The sequence below is a fragment of the Hydrogenophaga luteola genome, assembly GCF_042648585.1.
Taxonomy (GTDB): Bacteria; Pseudomonadota; Gammaproteobacteria; order Burkholderiales; family Burkholderiaceae_C; genus Hydrogenophaga; species Hydrogenophaga luteola.
The window spans coordinates 189675-203289 of the sequence record NZ_JBHRXX010000001.1 but is presented as its reverse complement, the minus strand read 5'-3'; the positions used below and the strand labels follow the sequence as shown (position 1 = coordinate 203289).

Here is a 13615-nt window from a genome sequence, read left to right as displayed (position 1 = left end):
TTTTTCCGCCTATCCTTTCGCCCATGCTTGCCGCGTCCCGTGACCCCATCGCCGCCATCGCCACCGCGCCCGGTCGCGGTGCGGTGGGCATCGTGCGGGTGTCGGGCCAGGGGCTGGCGGCGTTTGTGCAGGCGCTGCTCGGGCGCCCGCTGAAAGCCCGTGAGGCGACCTACCTGCCCTTTCCCGACGTGACCGGCCAGCCCATCGACCACGGGCTGGCGCTGTGGTTTCCAGGGCCGCACTCCTACACCGGTGAGGACGTGCTGGAACTGCAGGGCCATGGCGGACCGGTGGTGCTGCAGCTGCTGCTGGCGCGCTGTCTGCAGGTGGCGCAGGCTGCAGGAGAAGACGGCCAGCCGCTGCTGCGCGGCCTGCGTCCGGCGCGCGCCGGCGAGTTCACCGAACGTGCGTTTCTGAACGACAAGCTGGACCTGGCGCAGGCCGAGGCGGTGGCCGACCTGATCGATGCCAGCACCGAGGCCGCGGCGCGCAGCGCCAGCCGCTCGCTGGCGGGCGTGTTTTCCGAGCGCATCCACGCGCTGCGCGACGCGCTGGTGAACCTGCGCATGCTGGTCGAGGCGACGCTGGACTTCCCCGAGGAAGAAATCGACTTTCTGCAGAAGGCCGACGCCACTGGTCAGCTGGACCGGCTGCGCACCAGGCTGGACGCGGTGCTGGCCGAGGCGCGCCAGGGTGCGTTGCTGCGCGATGGCCTGAAGGTGGTGATCGCTGGTCAGCCCAACGCGGGCAAGAGCTCGCTGCTCAATGCGCTGGCGGGTGCCGAGCTGGCTATCGTGACCCCCATTGCCGGCACCACGCGCGACCTGGTGCAGCAGACCATCCAGATCGAAGGCGTGCCGCTGCACGTGATCGACACCGCCGGCCTGCGCCACGGCGCCGATGTGGACGAGGTGGAGCAGATCGGCATTCAGCGCGCCTGGGGTCAGATCGAACAGGCCGATGCGGTGCTCTTCCTGCACGATCTCAGCCGTGCCGACCAAGCCGCCTACCAGGCGGCTGACGCTGCGATTGCCGCCGAACTGCCCAAGGGCGTGGCGCTGCTGCCGGTGTGGAACAAGCTGGACCAGTGCAGCGCGGGTGCACTGCCGTTGATGGCTCGCGCCGAGGCGGCCGGCGAGCTGGTCATCTCGGCCAAGCAGGGCGAAGGCCTGGAGGCACTGCGCCAGCGCCTGCTCGACCTGGCCGGCTGGCAGCACGCGGGCGACGGCCTGTTCATGGCGCGCGAGCGGCACCTGCAGGCGCTGCGCCGCGTGGGCGAACACCTCGCGCTGGCACACGGGCACCTGGCCGCCCAGGCCGAATACCTGGACCTGCTGGCCGAAGAGCTGCGGCTGGCGCAGGGGGCGCTGGGCGAGATCACCGGCGAGTTCAGCGCCGACGACCTGCTCGGTGAGATCTTTTCCAGGTTCTGCATCGGGAAGTGAGCCGCGGCGGGCTGTTGGCTTGGGTACAGAATCTCACAGCTGTATCCACCGACCTGCAGGCCCCTGATGAGTGTTTCCGAGTTCAATGCCGGCGCGACGCCCGCGACCCCCACGCTGGAGGCCGTGCGCTTGCCCGTGATCTACGGATCCGGTGTGGTGTCCGCCCTGGCCGAACTGGGCCGCACCGAGGACGTGCACCTGTCGCCTGACAACCAGCGGCTGGCCGTCGCCGGTCACCTCAGCAACCGCGTGCTGGTCCTGAGCATCGACGTTGACTGGGGCGGGGAGGCTCCCCAGGTGCGCCTGCACAGTCCCCAGCCGTTCACGGCGCGCGAGTTTTCCTACCCCCATGGCCTGTTCTGGAGCAGCGACGACACGCTGCTGGTGGCCAATCGCCAGGGTGGTGTGCCGGTGTTCCGCATCCCACCGTCTGCGGTTGACGCGACGCCTTGCGAGCTGCAGCCGCTGCTGCGCCTTGAGGCGGCCCATCCGGGCCTGGTGGAGACGCCTGGGTCCGTCAGCGTCCTCCCCCTGTTGGGTGGCTGCCTGGATGTGCTGGTGTGCAACAACTACACGCACCAGGTGACGCAGCACCTGGTGGATCTGGGCGGTGCCCGGCCGTGCGCCGTCACGGGCTCATCCCTGCTGGCGCGAGGGCTGGAGATCCCTGACGGGGTGGCCCATAGCCCCGACGGGCGATGGATCGCCGTCAGCAACCACAACGAACATTGCGTGCGCCTGTACGACGCCAGCCGACCGCTTGGGCCCGACGCCGAACCGGTGGCCCGCCTGCTGGGCGTCGACTACCCCCATGGCCTGCGCTTTGCGGAGCACTCGCGGCGTGTCTTGGTGGCCGACGCTGGCGCACCGTTCGTGCACGTCTTCACCTGTCCCGACGGGGGATGGCAAGGCGAGCATTGGCACGACGGCCGATTGCAGGTGCTGGACGAGGACACTTTTCTGCAAGGGCGATCCAACCCGCAGGAAGGTGGCCCCAAGGGGCTGGACATCGACCTACAGGGGCGCCTGATGGTGATCACCAACGAGATGGTTCCGCTGGCCTTTTTTGACTTGGGTCCTCTGCTGGACCGCCTGCAAGACGGCGGGCGGGCAGACCAGGGCCAGGGCGCGGGCCGGTCGTTGCAGGACGCCCAGGTCTGGCGGCGCCAGGTGCAGGGGCTTGCGCGTGCCCAACAGTGCACGCAGGAGCAGCTGCAGGCGCAGACGACCCTGGCAGAAGCCAGGGCCCTGGAACTGACCCGCCGGGACGCACTGTTGGCCCAACAGCAAGGCCACCTCCAGCAGATCGAGAGGACGCTTGAACAGACGCAGGCCGCATTGGCCGACAGCCAGCGCGCGCAGGCCGAGCTCCGGGCCAGCCGGTCGTGGCGGCTGATGGCGCCGTACCGCCTGGCCGGCCGCGCGTTCCGGCGCTGGCTGGCGGGCGCCAAAGTGTGACGGGGCGTTACCAGACCCACCGCTGGCCTTCTTTGAGGAGCCATTGGGAACCAAAGCGTAAGCAACCGTAACCGTGGCTTGTGGTGCCATGGCACCCGACGTTATGGTGCAGGGATGAACGCCCGAGTTCCCACCGATCCGCGGTTCGACGTGCTGGCGCTGGCGCAAGCCATGCGTGCCAGCAGCGCGCTGGATGCGGTGCCGGTGAACCTTTCGGATGCGCAATGGCAGTTGCTGGGCGACTACCTGCAACCGGTGACCCTCAGCCAGGGGCAGGTGCTGATCGAGCAGGGCGTCAAAGACCGGACGGTCTACTTTGTCGAGAGCGGCAGCCTCACTGTGCACTACGAAGACGACAAGGACCGGGTGCGCATCGCCATGGTCGGCGCGGGTTCGGTGCTGGGCGAGGGCGCGTTCTTCAGCCACCTGCCCCGCAGCGCGACGGTCAATGCCGGTGGCCACAGCCGGTTGTGGTGCCTCACCCCGCTGCGGTTTCGCGAGCTGTCCACCCGTTTTCCCGTCATTGCGCTGGAACTGACCGTGGCCATGGCTGCGGTGTTGGCCCGGCGCATGTACAACAAGCCCAAGCGCGTGGCCGTCACCTGATGCGGATGCACGACATCCGGGTCCGGCGATGAGTGTCTGCCCCGCCGCTCCTGTCAAAAGTCAACGTTCCTGAAGGCATACTCCGCCCATGTCCCTCCTACGCTGGCTGCAAGCCAAAAAGTCCGATGCCGGAGCCACTGGCGGGCGCAAGCCCCGGCGCTCCTTTGGTCAGACCACGCTGCCCCTGATCTCCCCGCGGCGGGGGCGGCGCATCCTGCGCAGGGAACAGCTGTTTTCAGTCGTGCGCGAGTCCCTGATCCGCGCGGGCGTCCTGTCCACCAGCTACGAGTTCAAGGTGTTGGCGCTGGACTCGACGGGCGACGGCTTCCTGGTGCTGATCAACCTTACGCTGCCGGCCGACGTGATGCCCGACGAGTACCTCCTGGAGATCGAGCGCTGGATCCAGGGCAGCGCCCGCTCGCGCCATTCCATGCAGGTGCAGGCGGTGTACTGGCGCCGCCAGCCGGTGCACGATCTGCGGGGTGTCGCACTCAAGGCCTCGGTGGCGGCGCAGACCCGGCGCGAGAGCGCGGCGGCACCCGGTTCTGCGCGCCCGCTGGCCCCCGAACAGGTGGCGGCATTCCGCTCGGCCCTGGAGACCCCAGCGTTGCCTGCACACCGCATGGATGCTCCGGCCGTGGCCCAGATGGAGCAACCGCCGGAAGTCCACAGCGATTTCGCCGGACTGAGCGAAACCCAGTACGGCAGGCTCTGACCAGGCCCGCCGGGCCGCGCTCAATGTCCCTCGAAATGCACCAGCGTGAAGAGGGGCAGGCCGGCGTCGAGCAGTTTGCGTGAACCGCCGAGTTCCGGCAGGTCCACGATGGCCGCTCCTTCAATCACCTCGGCCCCCAGCTTCTCCAGCAGGCGGCGGCCGGCCATCATGGTGCCGCCGGTGGCGATGAGATCATCGATCAGCAGCACGCGGTCACCGGCCTTCACCGCATCGGTGTGCAGTTCCACCGTGGCGCTGCCGTACTCGAGTTCGTAGGTTTCCTCCACTGTGGTGAAGGGCAGCTTGCCCTTCTTGCGGATCGGCACGAAACCGACACCCAGCTCGTAGGCCAGAACCGAACCAATGATGAAACCGCGGGCATCGAGCCCCGCCACCACCGAAGGCCGGAGCGACGGGTCCATGTAGCGGTGCACGAAGGTGTCGATCAGCTCCCGGAAGACCCGGGGGTCCTGCAGCAACGGCGTGATGTCGCGGAACTGCACCCCTGGCGCGGGCCAGTCGGGCACGGTGCGGATGTGGCTCTTGAGGAAGGCGGTGGTGTCCATGGAAGCCATTATGAAGACACCACCGCAGCGTTCAGGCGACGGGTTTGAACTGGTAGCCGCTGCCCGCGGTCTCGATGGTGCCGAAGGCGGGGAACGGGAAGTGGTAGCCGCCGGCCATCGCCTTGTCCTTCACCAGCATGTCGAACACGCGGCGACGGGTCTGGCGGGCCATCTCGGCGTCCATGTCGAACTGCACCGCCCAGTCGGGGCTCCGGGCGAAAAGGGAGGGCACGTTGGTCAGGTCGGCCACGTACATGAATTTCTGCCCTTCGGACTGCACCGACACCATGCTCATGCCCGGCGTGTGCCCGAACGCCGCCTCGGCTTTGATGCCAGGCGCGAGTTCCTGGCCGGGCTCGTACTTCATCAGGATGTCGGCCGGCAGGCTGCCGATGACCTTGCGAGCATTCTCGAAAGCGCCTTTGGCTGCTGGGGGAGCTGCGTTCATCTTCGCGTCGTCGAACCAGAAGGCGTGTTCCGGTGCCGGCACGTGGACCTTGGCCTTGGGGAAGGCCAGTGAACCGTCCTTCTTGCGCAGGCCGTTGATGTGGTCGCCGTGGTAGTGGCTGATGACCACATGATCGATGTCTTCGGGCTTGAAGCCGGCGGCCGCCAGCTGGGCCGCGAGCTTGCCGGTGGTCGGCGGGCCGTTGTCGGCGAATCCGGTGTCGAGCAGGAAGCGGCCGGCCGGGCTGACGACGAGAAACGGTGTGAACGGGATGTCGACGTAGTCGGTGGGCAGGTTCTGCGACGCCAGCAGCGACTTGACCTGCTCCAGCGGCACGTTGCGCACGAACTCCTCGCCCAGCGGGCGGCGCAGCGCGCCGTCGTTGAGCGCGATCACTTCCATGGCGCCCAGCTTCATGCGCTTGACGCCGGTGGCCGGCAGCGTCGGCGGACCGAAGTTCGGGGTCGCCTGTTGCGACCACACGGACGAGAAGGTCAGGGCAGCGGTGCCGGCGATGCCGGCGCCCAGAAAGGCGCGTCGATCCAACATTTCGGTCTCCAGTGGGGTGGGGGCAAAGACCGCATTAAAGACCGACCGGTTGCAGGCGAAACCGTGTGGTCACAAAAACATTGCCGCAATCAGGCCTTTTGCGGTCGGCCGCCTCAGGTCTTGCCGGAGAGGAGCTTTTCCTCGGCCAGGGCGAGCGCGGGTGCCTTGCCGCTGAGCACCAGGGTGTCGCCCCCGTCGAGCTCGGTCTCGTCGTCGAACGGGGCGTTCTGGCCCCCCGCGCGCCGCAGGCTGGCGACGCGCACGCCCATCGCCTCCAGCGCGAGGCTGCCCAGCGTCCGGCCGACCTTGCGACCGCCGGGCGGGATGGTGACGGTGGCCAGCCGCTCGTGCTCGGCCTCCTCCACGCCGTCGTCATCGGCGCCGTGGAAATAACCCTTGAGCAGGTTGTAGCGCGCGTCGCGCTGGTCCTGCACCACGCGGATCACGCGCCGCATCGGCACGCCCACCAGCGCCAGCGCGTGGCTGGCCAGCATCAGGCTGGCTTCGATCGCTTCGGGCACCACCTCGGTCGCACCGGCGGCGCGCAGCTTGCCGTCGTCCACGTCGTCGATGGTGCGCACCACCACCGGCACCTGTGGGGCGTGCTCGTGTGCGTGGTGCAGCACCTTGAGCGCGCTGGCAGTCTCGATGTAGGTGATGACCACCGCGCTGGCGCGGTGCAGGCCGGCGGCCATGAGCGCCTGCAGCCGCGCGGCGTCGCCGAACACCACCGAATGACCGGCGGCGGCGGCCTGGCGCACCCGGTCGGGGTCCAGGTCCAGCGCCATGTAGGGAATGCCCTCGGCCTCCAGCAGCCGGGCCAGGTTCTGGCCGCAGCGGCCATAGCCGCAGATGATCACGTGCTTGTCCGCGTTGATCGAGCGGCGCGCGATGCTGGTCATCTGCACCGACTGCATCAGCCAGTCGCTGCCCACCACCCGGGTGACGATGTCGTTGGTGCGCAGGATGATGAAGGGCGTGGCCAGCATCGAAATCACCATGGAGGCCAGCACTGGGTTGAACAGCGCGGGCGGCACCAGCTGGTGCTGCCCGGCCAGCGACAGCAGCACCAGACCGAACTCGCCGGCCTGGCACAGGTAGAGGCCGGTGCGAAGGGCGGTGCCCATCGGCGCGCCGAACAGCCGCGTCAGGCTGGTGATCATTCCGATCTTGAACGCCAGCGAGAGCGACAGCAGCAGCAGCACGAGCGGCCAGCGCTCCAGCACCAGCCGCCAGTCCAGCAGCATGCCGATGGTGATGAAGAACAGGCCCAGCAGCACGTCGTGGAAGGGCCGGATGTCGGTCTCCACCTGGTGCTTGTATTCCGTCTCCGAGATCAGCATGCCGGCGACGAAGGCACCCAGCGCCAGCGACAGGCCGGCGTGTTCGGTCAGCCAGGCCAGGCCGAGCGTGATGAGCAGCAGGTTGAGCATGAACAGCTCGTCGCTCTTGCGGCGCGCCACCAGGGTCAGCCACCAGCGCATCAGCTTCTGTCCGCCGGTCAGCAGGAGGCCCAGCAGCACCGTGGCCTTGAGCAGGGCGATGCCGAGCGCCTTGAACAGCTCGTCGGGCGGCGAGCCCAGCGCCGGGATCAGCACCAGCAGTGGCACCACAGCCAGATCCTGGAACAGCAGGATGCCGACCACCCGTTTGCCGTGCTCAGACTCCAGCTCCAGCCGCTCGGCCACCATCTTGATCACGATGGCGGTGCTGCTCATGGCCATCACGCCGCCCAGTGCCAGCGCCATCTGCCATTCCATCTTCCACCAGGTCGGCAGGAACCAGCCCAGCGCCAGCGACGCCAGGGTGGTGAGCAGCACGGTCAGCACCACCTGGGACAAACCCAGCCCGAACACGTGGCGCTTCATGGCGCGCAGTTTGGGCAGGCTGAACTCCAGTCCGATCACGAACATCAGGAACACCACGCCGAATTCCGCCAGGTAACGCAGGCCCTGCGAGTTCTGGGCCAGCGCCAGCGCGTTCGGTCCGATCACCACGCCGACCACCAGGTAGCCCAGCATGGGCGGCAGCTTGAGCATGCGGCAGCCCACCACGCCCAGCACGGCGGCCAGCAGGTACAGCAGCGTGATGTCCAGTGAATTCATGCGCCCTGATGGTAATGGGTGCCCCACGCGATAATCCGCCCATGAGCACGGCCCTTCCCCTAGACGCCACGCGCCTGCTGGCGATGGCGCGCGAAACCCTTCAGATCGAGGCCGAGGCGGTGACGGCGCTGGCCGGCCGGCTCGACGAACGCTTTGCTGATGCGGTGCGTTGCCTGCTGGCCTGCACCGGCCGCGTGGTGGTCACCGGCATGGGCAAGAGCGGCCACATCGGCCGCAAGCTCGCAGCCACCCTGGCCTCGACCGGCACGCCCGCCATGTTTGTGCATCCCGCCGAAGCCAGCCATGGCGACCTGGGCATGATCACGCCGGCCGACGTGGTGCTGGGCATCAGCAACAGCGGCGAGAGTGACGAGCTGTCGGCCATCCTGCCCCTGATCAAGCGCATGGGTGTGCCCCTGGTCGCCTTCACCGGCCGGCCGGATTCGACCCTGGCGCGCCACGCCGATGTGGTGCTGGACACCGCCGTCGCCCGGGAGGCCTGTCCGCACAACCTCGCGCCCACGGCCAGCACCACCGCGCAGCTGGCGCTGGGCGATGCCCTGGCGGTGGCGCTGCTGAACGCCAGGGGCTTCAAGGCCGACGACTTCGCCCGTTCACACCCGGGCGGGTCGCTGGGCCGCAAGCTGCTGACCCATGTCAGCGACGTGATGCGCAGCGGCGACGACGTGCCGCGCGTGACCACCGACGCGCCGCTGATGGGTCTGATGCGCGAGATGAGTGCCAAGGGGCTGGGCATGAGCGCGGTGGTCGACGGAACCGGGCAGGTGCTGGGGATCTTCACCGATGGTGACCTGCGGCGCGTCATCGAGCGCTCCGGCAACAGCACCGACCTGAGGGCGCTGAGCGCCGGGGACGTGATGCATGCCAACCCGCGCACCGTGCGCGCCGACGCGCTGGCGGTCGAAGCCGCCGACCTGATGGAAGCCAGCCGCATCACCAGCGTGCTGGTGGTCGACGATACCGGTGCCCTGGTGGGCGCCCTCAACAGCAACGACCTGATGCGGGCGAAAGTCATCTGAGCCGGCCACCCGTTAGCATTGCCGGATGTCCGTGAACCTGCCGCCCTTGCGCCCCGTGCTGAACTTCGACCCCGAGCTGTTGCTGCGGGCGCAGCCGGTGCGCGTGGTGTTCTTCGATGTCGACGGGGTGCTCACCGACGGCGGCCTGTATTTCGGCGAGTCGGGCGAAGCGCTCAAGCGCTTCCATACGCTCGATGGCCACGGCATCAAGCTGCTGCAGCGCGCCGGCATCACGCCGGCCGTGGTCAGCGGTCGCGACTCCCTGGCGCTGCGGGCTCGCCTGTCCGCGCTGGGTGTGCGCCACACGCGCTTTGGCACCGAGGACAAGCGCCCCGCCGCCGAGGCCATCCTGGCTGAACTTGGTCTGGACTGGTCGGCCGCGGCCGCCATGGGGGACGACTGGCCGGATCTGCCCATGCTGCGCCGCGTGGCCTTCGGCTGCGCTCCGCCCACTGCTCATCCCGAGGTGCTGGCGCTGGCCCACCATGTGACGCAGCGCCTGCCCGGCGCCGGTGCCGTGCGCGAGCTGTGCGACCTGCTGCTGGTAGCGCGGGGCGCCTATGCGGCAGAGCTGGAGGCGGCGGCGCGATGAACACCGCAACCCTGCCGGGCCCTTCGCCGAGCCGCCGCAGCTTTTCACGCTGGTGGGACCAGATGTCCATCTACCTGCCCGTGCTGCTCATGATGCTGCTGGCGCTCGCCTCGTACTGGCTGTTGCGGGCGACGCCGATCCCCGAAGAGCCCGGGCCCAAGCCCGAGGTGACCCACGAGCCCGATTACTTCATGCAGCGCTTCTCGGTCAAGGTGTTCGAGCCCAACGGGGCCCTGAAGACCGAGCTGTATGGCACGGCGGCGCGGCACCACCCCGACGTTGGCACCCTGGTGGTGGATGCCGCCCGCGTGCGCTCCTTCGGGCAGCAGCGCCAGCTCTCCACCGCCACGGCCCGGCAGATCACCAGCAACGACGAGGGCACGGTGTTCGTTCTCGAGGGCAACGCCGCCGTGGTCCGTCAGGCCGGGCAAGGCGCCAACGGGGAGCCGCTGCCGCGGCTGGAGTTTCACGGCGAGTACCTGCGGGTGAGCACCGAGCCGGAGCACATCATGTCCGACAAGCCCGTGCTGCTGGTGCGCGATCAGGACCAGATCACGGCCGACAACCTCGACTATTCGGGCGATGCCCGTGTGGCGGTGCTCACCGGCCACGTGCGCGCCCTGTTCGCCCCCCGCCCATGATCGGCGCGCTAGCCACCAGCGCGCCGCTGGCCTTCATCACCGGCGCATCCAGCGGCATCGGTCAGGCACTGGCCTTGCGCTGTGCCCGCGCCGGCTACCGGCTGGCCCTGGTGGCACGCCGCAGCGAAGAGCTGCAGGCCTGGGTGGATGCGCAGGGCTGGGATGCCCAGCGCTGCCGCGTCTATCGTGCCGATGTGGCGGACATCGATGGCATCGTGCAGGCTGGCCTGAACTGTCTTGAGCAGCAGGGCGTGCCCGAGGTGGTCGTGGCCAACGCCGGCATCAGCATCGGCATGGACACAGCCGAACGCGACGACCTGGCGGTGATGGCGCGCACCTTCGCCACCAACAACACCGGGATGGCTGCCACCTTCCACCCCTTCGTGGCGGCCATGCGCGCGCGCGGCAGCGGGCGGTTGGTCGGCATCGCCAGCGTGGCGGCGATCCGGGGCCTGCCAGGGCATGGGGCCTACTGCGCCAGCAAGGCCGCCGTGGTGGCCTATTGCGAAAGCCTGCGCGGCGAGCTGCGGGGCAGTGGGGTGCGGGTGGTGACCTTGCTGCCGGGCTACGTGGACACGCCGCTGACCCGCGAGAACCGCTACGCGATGCCGTTTCTGCTCAGCCCCGAGGTGTTTGCCGACCGGGCCTTCGCCGCGATCGAGGCCGGCAGCAGCTACCGCGTCATTCCCTGGCAGATGGGGGTGGTGGCCAAGCTGTTGCGGTTGCTGCCCAACGCCTGGTTCGACCGGCTGCTGGCGGGGCGGGCACGCAAGCACCGCCAGGGGCAGGGCAAACCGGCGTCCTGATCTGTTGGCTCACGACGGCAACCCGAAATGAAAAAGCCCCTCGAAGAGGGGCTTTTTCTTGGGCTGCAGGCCCGATCGGTGCACCGGCCTGTTTGCGGGGAGTCAGTAACCGCCGCGACCGCCACCGCCTTCGCGACGGCCACCGTTGCCGTACGGGCTGCGGAAGCCGCCATCACCACCGCCACCGCCGTAGCCGCCTTCACGACGGCCACCGCCGAAACCACCGCCACCGGAGCGGGGGGGGCGCGGTTCCATGGGACGGGCTTCGTTGACCACCAGGCTGCGGCCGCCCAGCGACTGGCCGTTCATGCCCTGGATGGCGGCTTGAGCTTCGGCATCGCTGCCCATCTCGACAAAGCCGAAACCCTTGGAGCGACCCGTGTCGCGCTCCATCATGACCTTGGCGCTGTTGACAGAGCCGAAGGCGCTGAAGGACTGTTGCAGGTCTTCGTCGCGCACGCTGTAGGGCAGGTTGCCCACGTACAGTTTGTTGCCCATGGTTGGGACTCCTAGAAACACTGAAAAAGATAGCGATGGAGCCCCGGCAGCAAACAATTCTGTAGCACGCGAAACCAACCGATCACTTGTTTTGCGCGCGTTCTGGACGCTCGCCGGGCCATTATGCGCCGTTTGTCTGAAAGCGAGTTCTTTTTTTGGGGGGGCGTCAAGCCGCCTTCAGCGCTGGTGCGCATTTGCAACACCGGACCTCCGGCGGGGCCCCGTTGTGCGGCAGAACATGGCTGCAGCCTTCCCTCTATACTGTTTCCCAGCGCCGATTTGTCCGGATTGCGGGCGCTATACAAATACCGCTAAAGGGGGGACTCCCGGTCTCGCACCTTGCGGCACCGGGATTTCTGTTTTTGGGGCTTTGCCAGCCCCCGAGGTGAACCACCGTGATCGTCACACCACAAACCCAGCGCTTCGATGAGCCCCTGCCGCTCCGGAGTGGCGCGGTCCTGCCGGCCTATGAGCTGGTCTTTGAAACCTACGGCACACTCAACGCGGATCGATCCAACGCGGTGCTGATCTGCCACGCCCTGAACGCCAGCCACCACGTGGCCGGTCTGCACGCCGACGAGCGTGGCCAGCCGATCGCGCGCAGCGAAGGGTGGTGGCACAACATGATCGGCCCGGGCAAGTCGGTGGACACGAACCGTTGGTTCGTGATCGGCGTGAACAACATCGGCTCCTGCTTCGGCAGCACCGGCCCGACCCACACCAACCCGGCCACCGGCCAGCCCTGGGGCGCCGACTTTCCGGTGGTGACGGTCGAGGACTGGGTCGATGCCCAGGCACGGCTTCTCGACATCCTGGGCATCGAGGAGCTCGCCGCGGTCATGGGTGGCAGCCTCGGGGGCATGCAGACGCTGTCCTGGACGCTGCAGTACCCCGAGCGCGTGCGCCACGCTGTGGTGGTGGCCAGCGCGCCCAACCTCACGGCCGAAAACATCGCCTTCAACGAAGTGGCGCGCCGTGCCATCGTCACCGACCCGGACTTCCACGGCGGCCACTACCTGCGCGCCGGCACGCTGCCGCGCCGCGGCCTGCGCATCGCCCGCATGATCGGCCACATCACGTACCTGAGCGACGACGTGATGAACGAGAAGTTCGGTCGGACGCTGCGGGCCGCCGATGGCGAAGACCCGGCAGCTGCTGCCGAACTGGCCTATCGCTACTCGACGCAGGACGTGGAATTCCAGATCGAGAGCTATCTCAGGTACCAGGGCGACAAGTTCAGCGAGTACTTCGACGCCAACACCTACCTGCTCATCACACGCGCGCTGGACTACTTCGACCCGGCGCGAGAGTTCGACGGCAACCTCAGCGCCGCACTCGCCCGTGCGAAAGCCAAGTTCCTGCTGGTGAGTTTCACCACCGACTGGCGCTTCTCGCCCGCGCGCTCGCGCGAGATCGTCAAGGCCCTGCTGGAGAACCGGCGCGACGTGAGCTACGCCGAGATCGACGCACCGCACGGGCACGACGCCTTCCTGCTCGACGACCCGCGCTACCACGCGGCCGTGAAGAGCTACTTTGAACAGACCATCGCCGGAGGTGTGCAATGAGCGAACGCCACCTGCTCGAATCCATCGCCCGGCTGGTGCCGCAGGGCTCTCGCGTGCTCGACCTTGGTTGCGGCGACGGTGCCCTGCTGGCGCACCTGCAGGCCACGCGCCAGTGCAGCGGGTATGGCGTCGAGATCGACGACGCCAAGGTGCATGCCTGCATCCGCCGTGGCGTGAATGTGCTGCAGCTCAACCTGGAAGACGGCCTCTCCATGTTCGGCGACGACGCCTTCGACGTGGTGCTGCAGATCGACACCCTGCAGCACCTGCGCAACGCCGAGACCATGCTGCGCGAGACGGCGCGCGTCGGCCGCATCGGCATCGTGGCCTTTCCCAACTTCGCCCACTGGCCCAACCGGCTGGCGGTGTTGCAGGGCCGCATGCCCGTGACCCGGCGCCTGCCCTACCAGTGGTACGACACGCCCAACATCCGGGTCGGCACCTACGCCGATTTCGAGGTGCTGGCGCGCAGCTGCGGCCTGACCGTGGAGGACAGCTTCGGTCTGCAGGAGGACCGCGAGGTGCGCTTCGCGCCCAACCTGCTGGCCAGCACGGCGGTCTTCAAGTTCTCCAACTGAGTC

14 protein-coding genes are annotated in these 13615 nt (G+C 68.1%); 10 read left to right on the top strand and 4 right to left on the bottom strand.

Going from position 1 to position 13615, the window contains the following annotated elements; genetic code table 11:
- Positions 1–23 precede the first annotated feature (23 nt).
- The 4 genes from mnmE to ACFOPI_RS00880 all read left to right on the top strand — a co-directional run bounded on the left by mnmE (position 24) and on the right by ACFOPI_RS00880 (position 4224).
- Entirely contained in the window at positions 24–1445 is a 1422-nt protein-coding gene (mnmE, locus tag ACFOPI_RS00895) for a tRNA uridine-5-carboxymethylaminomethyl(34) synthesis GTPase MnmE (RefSeq protein WP_382169826.1), read from the top strand.
- A 66-nt stretch (positions 1446–1511) separates the two neighbouring features.
- Entirely contained in the window at positions 1512–2903 is a 1392-nt protein-coding gene (locus ACFOPI_RS00890) for an LpqB family beta-propeller domain-containing protein (RefSeq protein ID WP_382169824.1), read from the top strand.
- A gap of 114 nt (positions 2904–3017) precedes the next feature.
- On the top strand, positions 3018–3509 hold the full coding sequence (locus tag ACFOPI_RS00885) for a Crp/Fnr family transcriptional regulator (protein WP_382169822.1): 492 nt from the start codon (positions 3018–3020) through the stop codon (positions 3507–3509).
- 88 nt (positions 3510–3597) lie between these two features.
- Positions 3598–4224: a hypothetical protein gene (locus ACFOPI_RS00880; RefSeq protein ID WP_382169820.1), complete on the top strand. Its 627-nt coding sequence runs from the start codon at positions 3598–3600 to the stop codon at positions 4222–4224.
- A gap of 20 nt (positions 4225–4244) precedes the next feature.
- Here the strand turns inward: ACFOPI_RS00880 and ACFOPI_RS00875 are convergent, their stop codons facing one another.
- From ACFOPI_RS00875 to ACFOPI_RS00865, 3 genes are all read right to left on the bottom strand, one after another.
- Positions 4245–4790 carry an adenine phosphoribosyltransferase gene (locus tag ACFOPI_RS00875; RefSeq protein ID WP_382169818.1) on the bottom strand — a complete coding sequence of 182 codons (546 nt, stop codon included), beginning with the start codon at positions 4788–4790 and terminating at the stop codon, positions 4245–4247.
- A 31-nt stretch (positions 4791–4821) separates the two neighbouring features.
- Positions 4822–5787 carry an MBL fold metallo-hydrolase gene (locus tag ACFOPI_RS00870; RefSeq protein WP_382169816.1) on the bottom strand — a complete coding sequence of 322 codons (966 nt, stop codon included), beginning with the start codon at positions 5785–5787 and terminating at the stop codon, positions 4822–4824.
- A gap of 113 nt (positions 5788–5900) precedes the next feature.
- A complete protein-coding gene (locus tag ACFOPI_RS00865; RefSeq protein WP_382169814.1) occupies positions 5901–7892 on the bottom strand; it encodes a cation:proton antiporter domain-containing protein in 1992 nt (663 codons plus the stop codon).
- Between the two features lie 41 nt (positions 7893–7933).
- On the opposite strand from ACFOPI_RS00865, the gene ACFOPI_RS00860 reads away from it, so the two are divergent.
- From ACFOPI_RS00860 to ACFOPI_RS00845, 4 genes are read left to right on the top strand one after another with little or no spacing between them, the layout of a single operon-like run.
- The gene (locus tag ACFOPI_RS00860) at positions 7934–8932 is read left to right on the top strand and encodes a KpsF/GutQ family sugar-phosphate isomerase (protein ID WP_382169812.1); all 999 of its coding nucleotides are present in this window, start codon (positions 7934–7936) and stop codon (positions 8930–8932) included.
- 25 nt (positions 8933–8957) lie between these two features.
- The gene (locus ACFOPI_RS00855; protein ID WP_382169811.1) at positions 8958–9524 is read left to right on the top strand and encodes a KdsC family phosphatase; all 567 of its coding nucleotides are present in this window, start codon (positions 8958–8960) and stop codon (positions 9522–9524) included.
- Complete coding sequence (gene lptC / locus ACFOPI_RS00850; RefSeq protein WP_382169809.1) at positions 9521–10165, top strand: LPS export ABC transporter periplasmic protein LptC; 645 nt, start codon at positions 9521–9523, stop codon at positions 10163–10165. Before ACFOPI_RS00855 ends, lptC begins: the two co-directional genes overlap by 4 nt.
- Entirely contained in the window at positions 10162–10971 is an 810-nt protein-coding gene (locus ACFOPI_RS00845; protein ID WP_382169807.1) for an SDR family oxidoreductase, read from the top strand. The genes lptC and ACFOPI_RS00845 overlap by 4 nt, the downstream gene beginning before the upstream one ends.
- A gap of 102 nt (positions 10972–11073) precedes the next feature.
- On the opposite strand, the gene ACFOPI_RS00840 is transcribed toward ACFOPI_RS00845, so the two are convergent.
- The gene (locus tag ACFOPI_RS00840; protein ID WP_066160776.1) at positions 11074–11469 is read right to left on the bottom strand and encodes an RNA recognition motif domain-containing protein; all 396 of its coding nucleotides are present in this window, start codon (positions 11467–11469) and stop codon (positions 11074–11076) included.
- A gap of 395 nt (positions 11470–11864) precedes the next feature.
- Between ACFOPI_RS00840 and metX the strand changes: the two genes are divergently transcribed.
- Positions 11865–13034 (top strand): homoserine O-succinyltransferase MetX, encoded by a 1170-nt coding sequence (gene metX, locus ACFOPI_RS00835; RefSeq protein WP_382169805.1) that lies wholly within the window; start codon positions 11865–11867, stop codon positions 13032–13034.
- Positions 13031–13612, top strand: coding sequence for a methionine biosynthesis protein MetW (gene metW, locus ACFOPI_RS00830; protein WP_382169803.1), 582 nt, complete (start codon positions 13031–13033; stop codon positions 13610–13612). The genes metX and metW overlap by 4 nt, the downstream gene beginning before the upstream one ends.
- Positions 13613–13615: the final 3 nt, after the last annotated feature.